The 17,180-nt window shown below is 68.2% G+C and carries 18 protein-coding genes; 9 read left to right on the forward strand and 9 right to left on the reverse strand.

Annotated features, from left to right (window positions below; genetic code table 11):
- From rpsP to ACE3TU_RS09010, 3 genes are all read right to left on the reverse strand, one after another.
- Window positions 1-155, reverse strand: a 155-nt coding sequence (gene rpsP / locus ACE3TU_RS09000; protein ID WP_374623029.1) for a 30S ribosomal protein S16, incomplete at its 3' end; no start/stop codon positions are given.
- A 32-nt stretch (window positions 156-187) separates the two neighbouring features.
- Window positions 188-1,798: a signal recognition particle protein gene (gene ffh, locus ACE3TU_RS09005; protein WP_374622983.1), complete on the reverse strand. Its 1,611-nt coding sequence runs from the start codon at window positions 1,796-1,798 to the stop codon at window positions 188-190.
- A gap of 237 nt (window positions 1,799-2,035) precedes the next feature.
- Window positions 2,036-3,136 (reverse strand): alcohol dehydrogenase catalytic domain-containing protein, encoded by a 1,101-nt coding sequence (locus tag ACE3TU_RS09010; RefSeq protein WP_374622986.1) that lies wholly within the window; start codon window positions 3,134-3,136, stop codon window positions 2,036-2,038.
- Window positions 3,137-3,408: 272 nt separating this feature from the next.
- On the opposite strand from ACE3TU_RS09010, the gene ACE3TU_RS09015 reads away from it, so the two are divergent.
- Window positions 3,409-3,969, forward strand: coding sequence for a DUF2087 domain-containing protein (locus ACE3TU_RS09015; protein WP_374622988.1), 561 nt, complete (start codon window positions 3,409-3,411; stop codon window positions 3,967-3,969).
- Here ACE3TU_RS09015 and ACE3TU_RS09020 read toward each other — a convergent pair.
- Window positions 3,959-5,398 carry a methyl-accepting chemotaxis protein gene (locus tag ACE3TU_RS09020; RefSeq protein WP_374622991.1) on the reverse strand — a complete coding sequence of 480 codons (1,440 nt, stop codon included), beginning with the start codon at window positions 5,396-5,398 and terminating at the stop codon, window positions 3,959-3,961. The genes ACE3TU_RS09015 and ACE3TU_RS09020 overlap by 11 nt on opposite strands.
- A 147-nt stretch (window positions 5,399-5,545) precedes the next feature.
- On the opposite strand from ACE3TU_RS09020, the gene dapF reads away from it, so the two are divergent.
- From dapF to ACE3TU_RS09040, 4 genes are read left to right on the forward strand one after another with little or no spacing between them, the layout of a single operon-like run.
- Complete coding sequence (gene dapF, locus ACE3TU_RS09025) at window positions 5,546-6,421, forward strand: diaminopimelate epimerase (protein ID WP_374622994.1); 876 nt, start codon at window positions 5,546-5,548, stop codon at window positions 6,419-6,421.
- Window positions 6,421-7,686 carry a tRNA (N(6)-L-threonylcarbamoyladenosine(37)-C(2))-methylthiotransferase MtaB gene (gene mtaB / locus ACE3TU_RS09030; protein ID WP_374622997.1) on the forward strand — a complete coding sequence of 422 codons (1,266 nt, stop codon included), beginning with the start codon at window positions 6,421-6,423 and terminating at the stop codon, window positions 7,684-7,686. The genes dapF and mtaB overlap by 1 nt, the downstream gene beginning before the upstream one ends.
- Window positions 7,686-8,915, forward strand: coding sequence for a signal recognition particle-docking protein FtsY (gene ftsY / locus ACE3TU_RS09035; RefSeq protein WP_374623000.1), 1,230 nt, complete (start codon window positions 7,686-7,688; stop codon window positions 8,913-8,915). The genes mtaB and ftsY overlap by 1 nt, the downstream gene beginning before the upstream one ends.
- Window positions 8,912-9,538, forward strand: coding sequence for a septation protein A (locus ACE3TU_RS09040; protein ID WP_374623003.1), 627 nt, complete (start codon window positions 8,912-8,914; stop codon window positions 9,536-9,538). The genes ftsY and ACE3TU_RS09040 overlap by 4 nt, the downstream gene beginning before the upstream one ends.
- Window positions 9,539-9,545: 7 nt before the next feature.
- Here the strand turns inward: ACE3TU_RS09040 and ACE3TU_RS09045 are convergent, their stop codons facing one another.
- The 5 genes from ACE3TU_RS09045 to ccmA all read right to left on the reverse strand — a co-directional run bounded on the left by ACE3TU_RS09045 (window position 9,546) and on the right by ccmA (window position 12,384).
- Entirely contained in the window at window positions 9,546-10,085 is a 540-nt protein-coding gene (locus ACE3TU_RS09045) for a DsbE family thiol:disulfide interchange protein (protein WP_374623005.1), read from the reverse strand.
- Window positions 10,082-10,255, reverse strand: coding sequence for a hypothetical protein (locus ACE3TU_RS09050; protein WP_374623008.1), 174 nt, complete (start codon window positions 10,253-10,255; stop codon window positions 10,082-10,084). Before ACE3TU_RS09050 ends, ACE3TU_RS09045 begins: the two co-directional genes overlap by 4 nt.
- Window positions 10,252-11,016, reverse strand: coding sequence for a heme ABC transporter permease (locus tag ACE3TU_RS09055; protein ID WP_374623010.1), 765 nt, complete (start codon window positions 11,014-11,016; stop codon window positions 10,252-10,254). The genes ACE3TU_RS09050 and ACE3TU_RS09055 overlap by 4 nt, the downstream gene beginning before the upstream one ends.
- Window positions 11,017-11,104: 88 nt before the next feature.
- Window positions 11,105-11,758: a heme exporter protein CcmB gene (gene ccmB, locus ACE3TU_RS09060; protein ID WP_374623013.1), complete on the reverse strand. Its 654-nt coding sequence runs from the start codon at window positions 11,756-11,758 to the stop codon at window positions 11,105-11,107.
- A complete protein-coding gene (gene ccmA, locus ACE3TU_RS09065; RefSeq protein WP_374623015.1) occupies window positions 11,755-12,384 on the reverse strand; it encodes a heme ABC exporter ATP-binding protein CcmA in 630 nt (209 codons plus the stop codon). Before ccmA ends, ccmB begins: the two co-directional genes overlap by 4 nt.
- 180 nt (window positions 12,385-12,564) lie before the next feature.
- Here ccmA and acnA point away from each other — a divergent pair, with 180 nt between their 5' ends.
- From acnA to ACE3TU_RS09085, 4 genes are all read left to right on the forward strand, one after another.
- A complete protein-coding gene (gene acnA / locus ACE3TU_RS09070; RefSeq protein WP_374623017.1) occupies window positions 12,565-15,252 on the forward strand; it encodes an aconitate hydratase AcnA in 2,688 nt (895 codons plus the stop codon).
- 98 nt (window positions 15,253-15,350) lie between these two features.
- Window positions 15,351-16,085, forward strand: coding sequence for a DUF1223 domain-containing protein (locus tag ACE3TU_RS09075; protein WP_374623020.1), 735 nt, complete (start codon window positions 15,351-15,353; stop codon window positions 16,083-16,085).
- A 270-nt stretch (window positions 16,086-16,355) separates the two neighbouring features.
- Entirely contained in the window at window positions 16,356-16,727 is a 372-nt protein-coding gene (locus ACE3TU_RS09080; RefSeq protein ID WP_374623023.1) for a DUF2794 domain-containing protein, read from the forward strand.
- On the forward strand, window positions 16,724-17,180 hold a 457-nt coding region (locus tag ACE3TU_RS09085), incomplete at its 3' end, for a GNAT family N-acetyltransferase (RefSeq protein WP_374623026.1). The genes ACE3TU_RS09080 and ACE3TU_RS09085, both read left to right, overlap by 4 nt.

The following is a 17,180-nucleotide window of genomic DNA, read 5'->3' on the forward strand; positions in this document are numbered from 1 at the left end:
GAGACGCGCTGCTCCTTGTCGGCGAGCATCGGATCATAGGTGCCGATCTTCTCGATGAAGCGGCCGTCGCGCGGCGAACGGGCGTCCGAGACGACGACATGGTAGTAGGGGCGCTTCTTGGTGCCGGCACGGGCGAGGCGGAGTTTCAGCGACATCTTGAGTCCTTCGGTTTGTCGGTTCTGATCGGTTATTTCTTCTTGGGCACGAAGCCGCCGCCGAGGCCGGGCAGGCCTGGGAAGCGCGACGCGCTCCCGAGCCCGGGCAGGCCCGGGCCGGAATTGAGCAGCTTGCCGACATCGCTCGGCAGCTTGTCGGAGAGCGCCTTGGGCGCCGGGGCCGCGCCGCCGGGAGCGGGGAGCGAGGCGGGGTCGATGCCCATCTGGCGCGCCAGCCGCTCGATCTCGGCCGGGTCCATCTTGGCGGGGTCGGGCATGTTGCCCAGCCCCGGCATCATGCCGCCCATCTTGCCGCCGAACATGCCGGCGAGCGAACCCATGCCGCCCTTCGACACCTTCTTCATCATGTCCGCCATCTGGCGGTGCTGCTTCATCAGCTTGTTGACGTCCTCGACCTTGGTGCCCGAACCGTTGGCGATGCGGATGCGCCGCTTCGCGTTCAGCAGGTCCGGGTTGGCCCGCTCCGCCTTGGTCATCGAGTTGATGACGGCGATCTGCCGGTCGAACACCTTGTCGTCGAGATTGGCGCCGGCCATAGCCTTCTTCATCTGGCCCATGCCGGGCATCATGCCCATCAGCGCGCCCATGCCGCCCATCTTCTTCATCTGCAGCAGCTGCGTGCGCAGGTCCTCGAGGTCGAAGCTGCCCTTCTTGAGCTTCTTGGCCATCTTGGCCGCGTCTTCGGCCGAAACGTTCTGCGCCGCCTTCTCGACGAGGCTGACGATGTCGCCCATGCCCAGGATTCGGTCGGCGATGCGCGAGGGGTGGAAGTCCTCGAGCGCATCCATCTTCTCGCCGGTGCCGAGCAGCTTGATCGGCTTGCCGGTCGCCGCCCGCATCGACAGCGCCGCGCCGCCGCGGCCGTCGCCGTCGACGCGGGTCAGGACGATGCCCGAAATGTCGACCCGCGCGTCGAACGAGCGCGCCAGGTTCACCGCATCCTGGCCGGTCAGCGCATCAGCGACGAGCAGGATCTCGTGCGGCTCGGTGGCGGCCTTGACCGCCGCCGTCTCCGCCATCAGGTCCTCGTCGACATGCGTCCGGCCGGCCGTGTCGAGGATCAGCACGTCGTAGCCGCCGAGGCGCGCCTCGCGCTGGGCGCGCCGGGCGATGTCGACCGGCGTCTCGTCCTGCTGGATGGGCAGCGTCGCAACGCCGATCTGCTCGCCGAGCACGCGCAGCTGCTCCTTGGCCGCCGGCCGGCGGTCGTCGAGCGAGGCCATCAGCACCTTCTTGCCCTGCCGCTCAGACATGCGCTTGGCGAGCTTGGCCGAAAGCGTGGTCTTGCCGGCGCCCTGCAGGCCCACCATCAGCATGGTCATCGGCGGCGCGGTGTTGAAGTCGATCGGCACCTGCGTCTCGCCCAGCACCTTGACCAGCTCGTCATGGACGATCTTGACGACCTGCTGGCCCGGCGTCACCGAGCGGGTGACCTCGGCGCCGACGGCGCGCTCGCGCACCTGCTCAACGAAGGCCTTGACCACCTCCAGCGACACGTCGGCCTCGAGCAGGGCCCGCCGCACCTCGCGCAGCGCCTCGTCGACGTCCTTGTCGCCGAGCGCCCCGCGCCCGCGCAGTCCGTCGAAGATTTTCCCAAGCCGGTCGCTGAGTGATTCAAACATCGGTCCGTCCTTATCCCGCGAGATACGGGATGTAGGGTCCATCGACGCAAACGCCAAACCCACCCGAGGGCGCATCGCGCTGTCGGGTGTGAGCCTCCGGGATCTCTTTATACCTTCACGGGTCCCGGTCGGCCGTCAGGCGTTCGAACCTGATGGATTGGCGCGGGGAATAGAGGAGGAACGGGGCGGAGTCAAGGAAGGGGCACCGCCCAGCCGCGATCGCCGGCCCGCTATCGCTCAGTCGAAGGCGATGATGGTCCGGGCGAGGACGCCCGCTTCCAGCTCCGCGAGGGCCTTGTTGACCTCGGCGAGGGCGATACGCCGGCCGATCTGCCGGTCGAGGTCGAGCCGGCCCTGGCGATAGAGCGAGAGGATGCGGCCGATGTCGCGCTCGGGCACGCCGCCGCCATAGATCGAGCCGACGATGCGCTTCTTCGAGCCGGGAAAGCCGATCGCCGGGATGGCGAACTGCGTGCCGACGGGCGCGATGCCGACGATCACCACCGTGCCGGCCGGCCGCGTGATGTCGTAGGCCATGCTCATCGCCGCCGGGCGGCCGGTGCATTCGATGGTGCCGTCGGCGCCGCGCCCGTGGCCGAGCTGCCGCACCTGCTCGCGGCAATCCGCGTCGGCGGCGTTGACGAAGTGGGTGGCGCCGTGCGCCAGCGCCACCTCGCGCTTGGCCGGGTTGACGTCGATGGCGCAGATGATCTCGGCTCCCGCCAGCCGGGCCGCCGCGATGGCATTGATGCCCACGCCGCCGACGCCGACCACCGCAATGCAGTCTCCCGGCCGCACGGCCGCGTCATTGGTGACGGCGCCGAACCCGGTCGTCACCGCGCAGCCCACCAGCGCCGCCACGGCGAACGGCACGTCGTCGGCAATCGGGATGCATCCGGTCTCGGGTACCACCGCCAGTTCGGCAAAGGACGACACGCAGGAATAGTGCTTGAGCGGCGCCGCGGCCGGACCCAGGCGGCTGGTGCGATCCCACAGACCCCCGCTCATGGCCGCGCCGCCATAGGTCTCGCACAGCGTCGGGTGGCTCTCCTGGCAGTAGAAGCAATGGCCGCAATTGGGCGCCCAACTCAGCACCACCCGGTCGCCGCGTTTCAGTCGGGAAACGCCCGCCCCGACCCGCTCGACGATGCCGGAGGCCTCGTGGCCCGGCACCAGCGGCAGTTCCGAGGCGGTCTTGCCGCGGATGGTGGACAGGTCGCTGGCGCACACTCCGGTGGCCATGATGCGGACCAGCACCTCGCGATCGCGCGGATCGGCAAGGGCGATGTCCTCGATGGCGAGCGGCCTGTCGAAGGCCCGAAGGACGGCGGCTTTCATGTCGGGCCTCCCGTGGCGAAACGAATCGGGCAGCACTCCCACGAAATGCATACGTATGCAACAATGATGACGATCCTGCCGCAGGGGACTGTCCGATCCCGCGAGGCAGCGCTATACTTCATATCGGGTCCGCAGTTCACCCAGGCGCCGCCGCCCCATTCCGGGGAGCTAGACCTGCGACTATCCTTCGAGCCAGCACTTGTCCTTCGTGCCATCTCGCAAGCCGGCGGCCGCGATGTCCGTTTCGGATCGGCACCAACCGAGGATGAGTCATGCCCCGTACCGCCATTCCGCTTGAAATCCCCGACCTTTCCCCCTTCGCCAAGGCACTCCGCCAGGGGCTGGCCGTCCGTGAGGGCGTGCCGTCCCATGTCGAGCTGCTCAATCTCATCGCCAAAGCCGCCGGCTTCGCCAACTACCAGCACCTGAGGGCCGATGCCGAGACCGGCGATCGCCTTCGGGCCGCGGCCGAGCCCGCCCCGCGCGCCGATCTGGCCCAGGTCGAAAAAGCCGCCCGCTACTTCGATGCCGGCGGCGTGCTGCTGAGCTGGCCGTCGCGGCTCGCGCTGCAGACGCTGTGCCAATGGGTCTTCTGGTCGCGCCTGCCGCGCGGCGAGGTGTTCACCGAGCGGCAGGTCAGCGCGCTGATCAGGTCCTGGCATGGCTTCGGCGACCACGCGCTGATCCGCCGCGCCATGGTCGATGCGCGCATGCTCGAGCGCACCGTCGATGGCCGGGAGTACCGCCGCATCGAGCGCGCGCCGCCGGCCGAACTGGCACCGCTGCTGGCCCAGCTCGCCGCCCGTGCCGCGGCGGACGGCGTCAGACCTTGAAGGCGATGCGCAGGCCGCCCCAGTGCCGGCCCCTGACCAGGATCGGGGCCGAGCAGTCCTTCATCAGCGCGAACACGCCGCCGCCCATGTCGCGGCGGTAGGTCTGCAGCAGGAACGGCCGGGTGTTGCGCCCCGCCGCCAGTCCGGTGCGATCGGCGAAGATGCGGCGGTTCCGGCAATTGGCGGCGTTCCACACCGGATCGGCACCCTGCGGCTGCGAATAGATGCGGTTATGCGTCGGCAGGTAGCCGTTACGGTCGACGGCGGCGCAGAAGGTGATGCGGCGGTCGAAGCCGAGCACCGGCTCCTGGATGGCCGGCAGGTGCCGGTCGGTGAAGGCGAGGAACCTCGTGGTCACCTGGGCCGGGTCCGAACCCGGCACCGGGCGGTAGTCCTCGTCGAACAGCTGCGCCATCGTCAGCTGGCCGTCGGCGACCGCCTGTTCGAACAGCGCGCCGATGCTGGCGGCCCTGTCGCGGCAGAGCGCGATGATCGGGGTGTCCGGCGTCTCGATGCCGCTCTCGGCGACGAGCCGCATGCTGTCCTCCGAGATCTCGAGGATCGAGTCGCTGCGCTTGGCGGCCGTCCCCAGCTTGGCCCGGGCGGCGCCGACCGTGTCGACCAGCTGCCCGAGTTCGGCCTGCATCTCGGCGACCGCCGCCATGGTGTGCTCGACCGGCTGCCCCATCGCGTCGATGTCGTCGGCGAGGCCGCCGGCCGATTCGACCAGCAGGTGCAGCGTCTCGCTGGTGCGACCGGCGGCCTGTGCGTCGGTCATCGCGGCGCCGGCGGCATCGGCATTGGCCCTCGCGGCCGAGAGCAGCGAGGTCAGGGTCTGGGTGAGCTCGGCGAGGTTGGCCTCGTTCTGGGCCGAGAAGCTCCGCACCTGGTCGGCGAGGTCCTTGACGGCCACGGCGATCACCGCGAAGCCTCGCCCGGCCTCGCCGGCCCGCGCCGCCTCGACGCTGGCGTTGAGGGCGAGGAGCTTGGTCTCCTGCGCCACCTTCTGGATGGCGGTACTGGCCGCCTGCACGTTCCTGAGCGTGGCCTCGACGCTGCCCAGCGCGCTGCTCATCTCGACGGCGCCATCCGACAGGGTCTTGAGGGTCGAGGCGGTACGCTCGACCACGCCGCCGATCTCGCCGGCGCTGCGGCTGAGGACCTCGCGGGTACGGGCGGCGGCGGCACGGGCTTGCTGCATCGAGGCGCTGAGCGAGGTCGAGCTCGCCTGCATCGATCGCGCCGCCGACATGGCCGCACCGGCCGCTTTCCCCTGGGTCGCGCCGATGCCGGCCAGATCGCCGACGAGGCCGCTGAGGTCGGCGATCTCGACCCCCAGTCCCCCGATCCGGGCAGCGATCTCGCCGAGCTCGGATTCGTCCGAGTCGTGTCGCGGGTCGGTCAGGCGACGGGCGGTAGCCTCTGGCATCGTCGGAATCTCCCTTTCCGACACGCTAGCCGACGATCGCTAAGGAAGCGTTTACCATGTCCGGTGGCGGCCCGCCGGCGGTGAGGCTGGCAATTGCCGCGCACATCCGCCATATAGAGCCCAAATTCCGGCCGCAGGGTCAGCCGCATGTCCAGTGCCCCCTTCCTCAAGATGAACGGGCTCGGCAACGAGATCATCGTTGCCGACATGCGCGGGCGCGCCGACCGCGTCACCCCGGCGGCGGCCGTGGCCCTCGCCGCCGATCCGGCGACCCGCTTCGACCAGATCATGGCGATCCACGATCCGCGCACCCCCGGCACCGCCAACTATGTCGAGATCATCAACTCGGACGGCTCGCTGGCGCAGGCCTGCGGCAACGGCATGCGCTGCGTGGTGCAGGCGCTGGCCGCCGAGACGGGCCTCAGGAGCTTCGTCTTCGAGACCCTCGCCGGCATCCTCACCGGCAGCGAGCACGCCGACGGTTCCATCACCGTCGACATGGGCAGGCCGCGCTTCGGCTGGGACGAGATTCCGCTCGCCGAGGAATTCCACGATACGACTGGGATCGAGCTGCAGATCGGGCCGATCGACGATCCGGTGCTGCACACCCCCTCGGTCGCCTCGATGGGCAACCCGCATGCGACGTTCTGGGTCGAGGACGACGTCTGGAACTATGCGCTCGACCGCTTCGGCCCGCTGCTCGAGAACCACCCGATCTTTCCCGAGCGCGCCAACATCTCGCTGGCGCAGGTGGTGGCGCCCGACCGCATCATCCTGAGGACCTGGGAACGCGGCGCCGGGCTGACCCGGGCCTGCGGCACGGCTGCCTGCGCCGCGCTGGTCAACGGGGCGCGCACCTACCGGACCGGACGCAAGGCGACGGTGACGCTGCCCGGCGGCGATCTCGTCGTCGAGTGGCGCGCCGACGACCATGTGCTGCTGACCGGCCCGGCCGAGCGCGAATTCGCCGGCCGCTTCGATCCCCGCACCGGCAGCTGGTCGCGCGAGCGGGAGCTCGCCTGATGGCCGTCGAGACGCTGACCTTCGGCTGCCGCCTCAACGCCTATGAATCGGAAGTGATGAAGGCCGAGGCCGAGAAGGCCGGGCTGAGCGACGCGCTGATCGTCAACACCTGTGCGGTGACCGCCGAGGCCGTGCGCCAGGCCCGGCAGCAGATCCGCAAGGCCCGCCGCGACAATCCCGGCCGCGCCATCATCGTCACCGGCTGCGCCGCGCAGACCGAGGCGCGGTCGTTCGGCGACATGGCCGAGGTCGACCTCGTCATCGGCAATGCCGACAAGATGAAGTCCGAGAGCTATGCGCCCATCGCCTTCGGCGTGCCGCTCAACGACAAGGTGCAGGTCAACGACATCATGAGCGTGCGCGAGACCGCCGCGCACCTCATCGATGGCCTCGACGGCCGGGCCCGCGCCTTCGTCCAGGTGCAGAACGGCTGCGACCATCGCTGCACCTTCTGCATCATCCCGTTCGGGCGCGGGCCGTCGCGCTCGGTGCCGATGGGCGTGGTGGTCGAGCAGATCAGGCGGCTGGTCGGCAATGGTTACCGCGAGATCGTCCTGACCGGGGTCGACATCACCTCCTACGGCCCCGACCTGCCCGGCACCCCGACGCTGGGCAAGCTGGTCCAGCAGATCCTGCGCCACGTCCCCGACCTGCCGCGGCTGCGGATCTCGTCCGTCGACTCGATCGAGGCCGACGACGCCTTCTACGACGCCATGGCCTCCGATCAGCGGCTGATGCCGCACCTCCACCTCTCGCTGCAGTCGGGCGACGACCTGATCCTCAAGCGCATGAAGCGCCGGCACAGCCGCGACGAGGCGCTGTCGGTGGTCGTGAGGTTCCGCGCGCTGCGCCCCGGCATCGTTTTCGGCGCCGACATCATCGCCGGCTTTCCCACCGAGGACGAGGCGATGTTCGAGAATACGTTCAGCTTCGTTCAGCAAGCCGACCTCACCTACCTGCACGTCTTTCCGTTCTCCCCCCGGCCGGGCACGCCCGCCGCACGCATGCCGCAGGTCGACAGGGCCGTGGCGCGCCGCCGCGCGGCCGCCCTCAGGGCGCTGGGCGAGCGCCAGTTCGAAAAGCTCACCCATTCCCGCCTCGGCGCCATCGAGAACGTCCTCGTCGAACAGGATGGCATCGGCCGTCAGGAACAGTTCATCACGGTGACCGTTCCGGGGCACAAGCAGGGCGAACTCGTGGCCGCCCGCATCACCGGTACCTCGCCCACCGGCCTCGTCGGCGAGCCGATAAGGTCTGCAGCCTGATGGTCGAAAAGAAGAAGGGTTTCCTCCAGCGCCTGTTCGGCGGCGGCGACAAGCCCGCCGAGCCGGCCCGCGAGCACACGGTCGCCGAGGATCTCGAGGCTGACATCCTTCTCGACGAAGTGGTGGACGCCGCCCCGCTGGTGCTGCCGCCCGATCAGGAGATCGCCCTTGAGGAGGCCATGCACGAGGCCGGCCTCACCATTGAATCGCCTGAGGAAATCGTCTCCGAGGCACCGCCCGGCCCGCCCGAGGCGACCCCGACCTACATCGAGAAGGTGGAGGCCGCCACGCCCGCCGAGCCGCCGAAGAAGCTCAACTGGTTCCAGCGCCTCGCCTCCGGCCTCAAGCGCACCTCCGACCAGCTGACCGGCAATATCGCGGCCGTCTTCACCAAGAAGAAGCTCGATCAGGCGATGCTCGACGAGCTCGAGGACATCCTGATCCAGGCCGATTTCGGCCTCGACATGGCCAGCCAGGTCACCGAGGCGCTGCGCCGCGACCGCTTCGACCGCGACATCTCGGCCGAGGACGTGCGCGAGGTGCTCGCCAGCGAAATCGTCAAGGTGCTCGATCCGGTGGCCCGGCCGCTCGTCGTCGATGCCGCGCAGAAACCCTTCGTCATCCTCATGGTCGGCGTGAACGGCACCGGCAAGACCACCACCATCGGCAAGCTGGCCGGGCTGTTCCGCGCCCAGGGCAAGTCGGTGATGCTGGCGGCCGGCGACACCTTCCGCGCCGCCGCCATCGAGCAGTTGCAGGTCTGGGGCCAGCGCACCGGCGCCGAGGTCATCGCGAAGCCGGCCGGGTCCGACGCCTCCGGCCTCGCCTACGAGGCGGTTGAGCGGGCGCGCACCGAGGGCGTCGACGTACTGATGATCGACACTGCCGGACGGCTCCACAATCGCGACGAGTTGATGAGCGAGCTGGAAAAGATTATCCGCGTGATCCGGAAGGTCGAGCCGTCGGCGCCGCATGCGACGCTGCTCACCCTCGATGCGACCACCGGGCAGAACGCCCTCAGCCAGGTGGAAATCTTCGGCAAGCGCGCCGGCGTCAGCGGACTGGTGATGACCAAGCTCGACGGTACCGCGCGCGGCGGCATCCTGGTCGCCATTGCGCAGAAATTCGGCCTGCCGGTGCACTTCATCGGCGTGGGCGAGGGTGTGGACAATCTGGAGGCGTTCGCCGCGCGCGATTTCGCCACAGCGGTCGCAGGGAGTGCCAAGTGACGGACGACAGCAAGCCTGCCGAGGTGAACTGGAGCGAGCTGAGGCCGCAGCTGATCAAGATCGCGCTCGAACTCGGGCCGCTGCTCATCTTCTTCTTCGTCAACGGCACTTCCGACATCTTCACCGCCACCGCCTGGTTCATGGGTGCCATGGTGGTGTCGCTGGCGCTGAGCTGGCTGCTGCTCAAGAAGATCGCCATCATGCCGCTCGTCACCGGCATCGTCGTGCTGGTCTTCGGCACGCTGACGCTGCTGCTCAAGGACGACATGTTCATCAAGATGAAGCCCACCATCGTCAACACGCTGTTCGGCGTGACGCTGCTGGGCGGGTTGGCCTTCGGCCAGTCGCTGCTCAAATACGTGTTTGGCGACGTCTACAAGCTCAAGCCCGAGGGCTGGCGGAAGCTGACGGTGAACTGGGGCCTGTTCTTCCTGTTCCTCGCCATCGCCAACGAGGTGGTATGGCGCCTGTTCGACACCGATACGTGGGTGGCCTTCAAGGTCTGGGGCATCATGCCCATCACCATCGTGTTCTCGATGCTGCAGTTGCCGCTGCTGACCCGCTATGCGCCCGATCCAAAGCAGCCGATCGATCCGATCCCGCCGCTCGACCCGCTGCCCTGAAACGGACTCAGCCGGCCTTCGCCTTCTCGACGGCGGGCAGCACTTCCTTTTCCAGCGACTGCGGCGTGATCGGACCCACGTGCTTGTAGGTGATGACGCCCCGCGCGTTGACGACGAAGGTCTCCGGCACGCCATAGACGCCCCAGTCGATCGAGACCCGGTTGTCGCTGTCGGCGCCGATCCGGTCGTAGGGATTGCCCAGTTCGCCGAGAAAGCCGACGGCGTTCTCGGCGGCGTCGCGCTGGTTGATGCCGTAGAGTCGCACCCCGGCGCGTTGCTTCAGCACCTCGAGCAGCGGATGCTCGTCGCGGCAGGGAATGCACCAGCTGGCGAAGATGTTGACCACCGTCACCTCGCCCTCGAGCGCCGCCGTGTCGAACCCCTCCACCCCCGTGCCGGGCACCGCGGCGAGGCTGAACTGCGGCGCGGGCTTGTCGATCAGCACCGAGCGGACGAGGCTGGGGTCGCGGTCCATGTTGAGCGCGAACACGGCGAGCAGCGCCGCGAGCAGCACCAGCGGCAAGAGAACGAGGGCGATGCGGGTCAATTGCCGGTCCCGGCCGAGCGGCGGCGCACGCCGGCCTTGTCGAGTGCGGCGAGCCTCGCCTTCACCTCCCGCGCATCGAAGGCGACATAGGCGATCAGCGCCAGGGTCACCAGCGCCACCCCGGCATAGGCGAAGACGATGTATTGCAGGTGCATGGCTTCGCTAGTCACTTGGCGCCCCCGGCGAGTGCCGCCTGCCGGCTCAGGGTGTCGGCGCGTCGACGCAGCACCTCGGTGCGCATCCGCACCAGCATGAGCAGCGCGAACAGCAGCGTGAACGCCAGCATCATGACCAGCAGCGGTGTCAGGATCGAGGGCGGCATGCGCGGCCCCTGCTCGGTGAACACGCTCGCCGGCTGGTGCAGCGTGTTCCACCAGTCGACCGAGAACTTGATCACCGGGATGTTCAGCGCGCCGACGAGCGTGACGATGGCGATGATGCGGCCCGCCTTCAACTGGTCGTCGAAGGCGCGCCACAGCGCCACGATGCCCAGATAGATGAGCAGCAGCACCAGCGTCGACGTCATCCGCCCGTCCCACTCCCAGAACGTGCCCCAGGTCGGCCGGCCCCAGAGCGCGCCGGTATAGAGGGCGAGCGCGGTGAACGCGGCGCCGAGCGGAGCGGCCGCCTTGTTGGCGACATCGGCGAGCGGGTGGCGCCAGACCAGCGTGCCCAGTGCGGAGACCGCCATGGTTCCGTAGACCAGCTGGCTCAGCCAGGCATTGGGGACATGCACGTACATGACGCGCACCATGTCGCCCATCTGGTAGTCCTCGGGCGAATTGACCAGTGCAAACCACAGCCCGACCGCGAACGCGAGAACGGTCGCGATGGCCAGCGGCAGGATAAGGTATCGCGTCCAGGTGAGGAAGAAACCCGGATGCGCGAGGCGGCTGAACCAGTTGGGCTGCTTGACGGTGTCGACGGTCATCAGGGCGGTCTCGATGCTGCCGGGTCGTAGTCGTTGCTCGGCTGCTGCGCCTTGATCGAGGTCAACAGCGAAACAGAGCCGATCTCGTCTATTCTCCGGCCGCCCGCAAGGCAAGCGCGGCGGCGAAGGGCGAGAACACCGTGACGACGAGGCTCAGCGCCACCAGAAACAGGGCCGCGCCGTTTCCGGCGAGCGGATCGAGCATGCCGACGCCGAAGATCATCACCGGAATGGCGAGGGGCAGGATCAGCACCGGAGCGATCAGGCCGCCGCGCCGCAGGCCCACGGTGACCGCGGCGCCCAGTGCGCCGAAGCTGGTGAGGGCCGGGGTGCCGGCGACGAGGGCCAGCACCGTGCCCCACCACTGCGCCCAGCTCATCGACAGCAGCAGCGCCAGGATCGGGGTCGCGAGCAGCAATGGCACCGCCGTCACCAGCCAGTGTGCGATCACTTTTGCGGCAATGACGGCCTCGAGCGGCAGCACCGAGTGACGCAGCAGCAGCAGCGAGCCATCCTCGTCGTCGGACCGGAACAGCCGGTCGAGCCCGAGCAGCATCGACAGGAACGCCGCGATCCAGACGATGCCAGGGGCCAGCCGCATCAGTTGCGGCCGGTCGGGACCGATGGCGAAGGGCACGATCACCGCCACCATGACGAAGAACAGCACCAGTGTCATGGCCTCGCCGCCGACGCGCACGGCGAGGCGCAGATCCCGCCCGATCAAGGTGCGAAAGGCGCTCACCATGCGTCTCCGAGCGTCAGCGTGGCGACGCCCATGGCGTCTGCCAGCGGCAGATCGTGATGGGTGGCGATGACCGCCATGCCTCCGGCGGCACGATGCGCGTCGATCAGCCGGCCGAGCAGCGCCTCGCCGTCGCGGTCGAGCGCGGCGCTGGGTTCGTCGAGGAGCCACAGCGGGCGCTGCGACACGAGCAGCCGCGCCAGCGACAGCCGGCGCAGCTGGCCGGATGACAGGTAACCGGCCTCGAGCCCGGCGAGGCCGGCAAGGCCGACCGCCTCCAGCGCGCCCGCCGCGGTGAGTCCATCTTCCCCGTACATCCGGCGCCAGAAGGCCAGATTCTCCGCGGCGGTAAGCCGCGCCTTGATGCCGTGCTGATAGGTGAGCAGGTGGACCAGCGGCCGCTCGTCGGCGCCTGCGATCTCGACGCTGCCTTTCTCGGCCCGCACCACCCCCGCCAGTGTCAGCAGCAGGGTCGATTTCCCGGCGCCATTGGGACCGCGCAGCAGCAGCGCTTGGGCGGGTGCCAGCTCGAACGAGAGGTCCGCGAACAGCCGTCGCTCCCCGCGCCTGACGGCGAGGTTGCGCACCCGCAGCCGGGCTTGTGCGAAGGTCTGGCTGGCACTCATCGGCGCCATGCCTATTCAACCAAAGTCCGTGCTGGCAAGCGCGAAGTTGTTTCTCTATAAGCCAGCCCAGATTGGACCGGTTCCAATCTGCTGCCCTCGCCCCCTGGTCCCGCGGGCCTTCGGGTCCCCGCCACAGGGCCGAGTTGGCGCCTTGCAACACCAGCGCGTGAAGGCGACACCGTGACCTCCAAGTCCCTCGACAGCTTCAAGTCCAGAACCACGCTCAAAGTCGGGGACAGGACCTACTCCTACTTCTCGATCCCGCTCGCCGAGCGGAACGGCCTCAGGGGCGTGAGCCAGCTACCCCACTCGATGAAGGTGGTGCTGGAGAACCTGCTCCGCTTCGAGGACGGCGTCACCGTCACCCGCAGGGACATCGAGGCGGTCGCCGACTGGCTGCGGACACGCACCTCCGAGCACGAGATCTCCTACCGCCCGGCACGCGTGCTGATGCAGGACTTCACCGGCGTGCCGGCGGTGGTTGATCTCGCGGCGATGCGGGATGCGACCGCCAAGCTCGGCGCCGACCCGCAGAAGATCAACCCGCTGGTCCCGGTCGACCTCGTCATCGATCACTCGGTGATGGTCGACAGCTACGGCACCCCGCTCAGCTTTACCCAGAACGTCGATCTCGAATACGAGCGCAATGGCGAGCGCTACGAGTTCCTGCGCTGGGGGCAGAAGGCCTTCGACAACTTCCGCGTCGTGCCGCCCGGCACCGGCATCTGCCACCAGGTCAATCTCGAGTACCTGGCGCAGACGGTGTGGACCCGCAAGGATGAGGACTCGGGCGAGATCTACGCCTATCCCGATACGCTGGTGGGCACCGACAGCCACACCACCATGGTCAACGGTCTCGCCGTGCTCGGCTGGGGCGTCGGCGGCATCGAGGCCGAGGCGGCCATGCTCGGCCAGCCCATCACCATGCTGATCCCCGAAGTGGTCGGCTTCAAGCTCACCGGCAAGATCAACGAGGGCATCACTGCCACCGACCTGGTACTCACTGTCACCGAGATGCTGCGCCGGAAGGGCGTCGTCGGCAAGTTCGTCGAGTTCTACGGCCCGGGCCTCGACTACCTGAGCCTCGAGGACCAGGCAACCATCGCCAACATGGCGCCCGAGTACGGCGCGACCTGCGGCTTCTTTCCCGTTGACGTCGACACCCTTGCCTATCTCGAGACCTCGGGTCGGGACGCCGACCGCGTGGCGCTGGTCAAGGCCTATGCCGAGGCGCAAGGGATGTTCCGCGCCACCGCGTCGGCGGACCCGGTGTTCACCGACACGCTCGAACTCGATCTGTCGACGGTGGTGCCGTCGCTGTCCGGCCCCAAGCGCCCGCAGGACCGCGTGTCGCTGACCGACGCGGCGCCGAAGTTCGCACAGGCGCTGGTCGACATCGCTGGCGGCAAGCCGCGTGGCGCGGGCTTCCCGGTCAGGGGCGAGAATTTCCAGCTGGCCGACGGTCATGTGGTGATCGCCGCCATCACCTCGTGCACCAACACCTCGAACCCCAATGTGCTGATCGCCGCCGGGCTCGTCGCCCGCAAGGCCCGTGCTCGCGGCCTCACCACCAAGCCATGGGTCAAGACCTCGCTGGCGCCGGGCTCGCAGGTGGTCACCGACTATCTCACCGCCGCGGGACTGCAGGCCGACCTCGACGCCATGGGGTTCAACCTCGTCGGCTACGGCTGCACCACCTGCATCGGCAATTCCGGCCCGCTGCCCGAGGCCATCTCGGAATGCATCAACGCCAATGATCTCGTCGCCGCCTCGGTGCTGTCGGGCAACCGCAACTTCGAGGGTCGCGTCAATCCGGACGTGCGGGCCAACTACCTCGCCTCCCCGCCGCTGGTCGTCGCCTACGCGATCGCCGGGACGATGACCACCAACCTCGCGACCGAGCCGCTCGGCACCGATGCCGAGGGCCGACCGGTCTTCCTCAGGGATATCTGGCCCTCCAACCGGGAGATCGCCGAGGTGGTGCGATCCGTCATCACCCCGCAGATGTTCCTTGGGCGCTACTCGGACGTGTTCAAGGGCGATGACAACTGGCAGGCGATCGCCGTCGACGGCGGCGAGACCTACCGCTGGAATTCGTCCTCGACCTACGTGCAGAACCCACCCTATTTCGACGGGCTGAAGATGGAGCCCGAGCCGGTCACCGACATCCACGAGGCGCGCATTCTCAGCCTCTTCCTCGACTCGATCACCACCGACCACATTTCGCCGGCCGGTTCGTTCAAGTCGGGCACGCCGGCCGGCAAGTACCTCGTCGAACGGCAGGTGTCGCCGAAGGACTTCAACTCCTATGGCGCCCGCCGCGGCAACCACGAGGTGATGATGCGCGGCACCTTCGCCAATATCCGCATCAAGAACCAGATGGTCCCCGGCGTCGAAGGCGGCTTCACCAGGGGCCCGAACGGCGATGTCATGGCCATGTACGACGCCGCCATGGCCTTCCAGAAGTCCGACACCCCGCTGGTGATCTTCGCCGGCAGGGAGTACGGCACCGGCTCGTCGCGCGACTGGGCGGCGAAGGGCACGCGCCTGCTTGGCGTCCGTGCCGTCATCGCCCAGAGCTTCGAGCGCATCCACCGCTCCAACCTCATCGGCATGGGCGTCCTGCCGCTGCAGTTCGCCGAAGGCGAGAGCTGGCAGAGCCTCAAGCTCGAGGGGACCGAGACCGTGTCGATCGAGGGCCTCACCACGCTGACGCCGCGCTCCGACGTCAAGGTGCGCATCGTCCGCCACGACGGGCGGATCGAGGAGATCACCACCCGTTGCCGCATCGATACGATCAACGAGCTCGAGTACTACCAGAACGGCGGCATCCTGCACTACGTGCTGCGCAACCTCGTCGCCGCCTGATCGACCGGCCGCCCCGCGGGGGCGGCCGCCCACCCCTCACGCACGTTCTCGCGCTGAATTGACTCGCGCGGCGGGGGTGCGATGCCTAGAACAGAGGCATGCTGCATCGTTTCTTCGTTTTCATCATGCTGGTCGTGCTGGCCTCCTCGCTGCCGGCCGCCGCCGGCGAGTTGCGCCAGGGTCCGCGGGCGGTGGTCGAACTGTTCACCTCGCAGGGGTGCTCTTCGTGTCCGAAGGCCGATGCCATGCTCGCCGAACTCGGTGAGCGTGGCGACATCGTCGCCCTCGCCTATCATGTCGACTACTGGGACTACGTGGGCTGGGAAGACACGTTCGGCGAACGGGCCTTCTCCGACCGACAGCGGGACTATGCGCAGAGCTGGGGGTCTTCCCGCATCTTCACGCCGCAGCTGATCGTCAACGGCGCCGGCGGCGTGGTGGCGAGCAAGCAGGAGGCCGTCGATGCCGCACTGGCGCGAGCGGCCCTTCCAGTCCTCGTCGGGCTGAGCTGCGACGACGACGACAAGCTGATGACCATCACCATCAGCGGCGGCGACGATCAGATGGAAGGCGTGGTCTGGCTGGTCACCTTCATCGACCGGGCCGAGGTCGACATCGAACGCGGCGAGAACAAGGGCCGCAAGATCGCCTATACCCAGATCGTCACCGGCCGCCAGGTGGTCGGCATGTTCAGGCCGGGGTCGGAGGGACAGATCCGCCTGCCGCTCGACGAGGTGCTCACCGGCAAGGCCAATGGGGTTGCGATCCTCGTGCAGCAGGAGCGCGAAGGCCTGCCCGGCCCGATCCTGGGGGCCGCCAGCTACACCAGGTGAGCCAGAAAAGAACCCGCCGGTCGGAGCGACCGGCGGGTCAGAATGACTGGTGCAAGTAGGGCGGCCGGCATTCGGGCATCGTGGTTTGGGGGCTCGGTCAGCCCGGATGCCGGCCACTGGAGGCAATATGAGGACACTGCCCGTCCAATCTGGCGCCATGAGGGACACAATGTGACCGAAATGGGATTTGTCGCCGTCCCGGTCCCCGCGTGACTTGCCAACCCCGCCGATCGGGGCAATCATGACACTGTCGTGACGGGAGGCAGCAGGGTGGACGAACCACAGCAGGGTGGACCGGGTCTGGTGGTGGATTTTCCCGCCGGGGCCGGTCCGAAAGTCTCCCGCTTCGTACCGGCGGTCAGCTTCGATCGCCGGGAGCTCTCCACCATCCTCAACCTCTATGGCCGCAAGGTCGCCGATGGCGAGTGGCGCGACTACGCGCTGGATTTCCTGCGCGAGAGGGCGCTGTTTTCGATCTACAGGCGGGCCTCCGAGCGCCCGCTCTATGTCATCGAGAAGAACCCCCGGCTGAGGAACAGGCAGGGCCAGTATCTGGTGCTGAGCCAGGAAGGCCGCGTGCTCAAGCGCGGCCACGACCTTGAGAGCGTGCTCCGGGTGCTGGAACTGGCCGTGGTCAAGTGATCGTCGTCCGGCCGGCGCGGCCCGCCGACATCGACGCCATGAGCGACCTGCTGATCACTTCGATTACGCAGCTGTGCGGACTGGATCACCGGCACAACCCCGAGAACATCGCCGCCTGGACCGCCAACAAGACTCCCGAGGGCGTTGCCGCCATGCTGGCCGACCCGGCCGCGCAGCTGTTCGTTTCGGAGCGCGATGGCCACGTCGCCGCCGTCGGCAGCGTTCGGGACGAGCGCGAGATTACCCTCAACTACGTCCACCCGGCTCACCGCTTCGCCGGAGTCAGCCGGGCTCTGCTCGCGACCATGGAAAGCTTCATGTCCGAACGGGGCGCCGCTGTGGCGACACTCAGGAGCACCGTCACCGCCCACCGCTTCTACCTGGCGCAGGGCTGGAAGGATGCGGGGCCGCTCTACACCGGCCGCTTCATCGATGCCTATCTCATGGAGAAGC

The sequence above is a fragment of the Devosia sp. genome, from assembly GCF_041917035.1.
GTDB lineage: Bacteria > Pseudomonadota > Alphaproteobacteria > Rhizobiales > Devosiaceae > Devosia_A.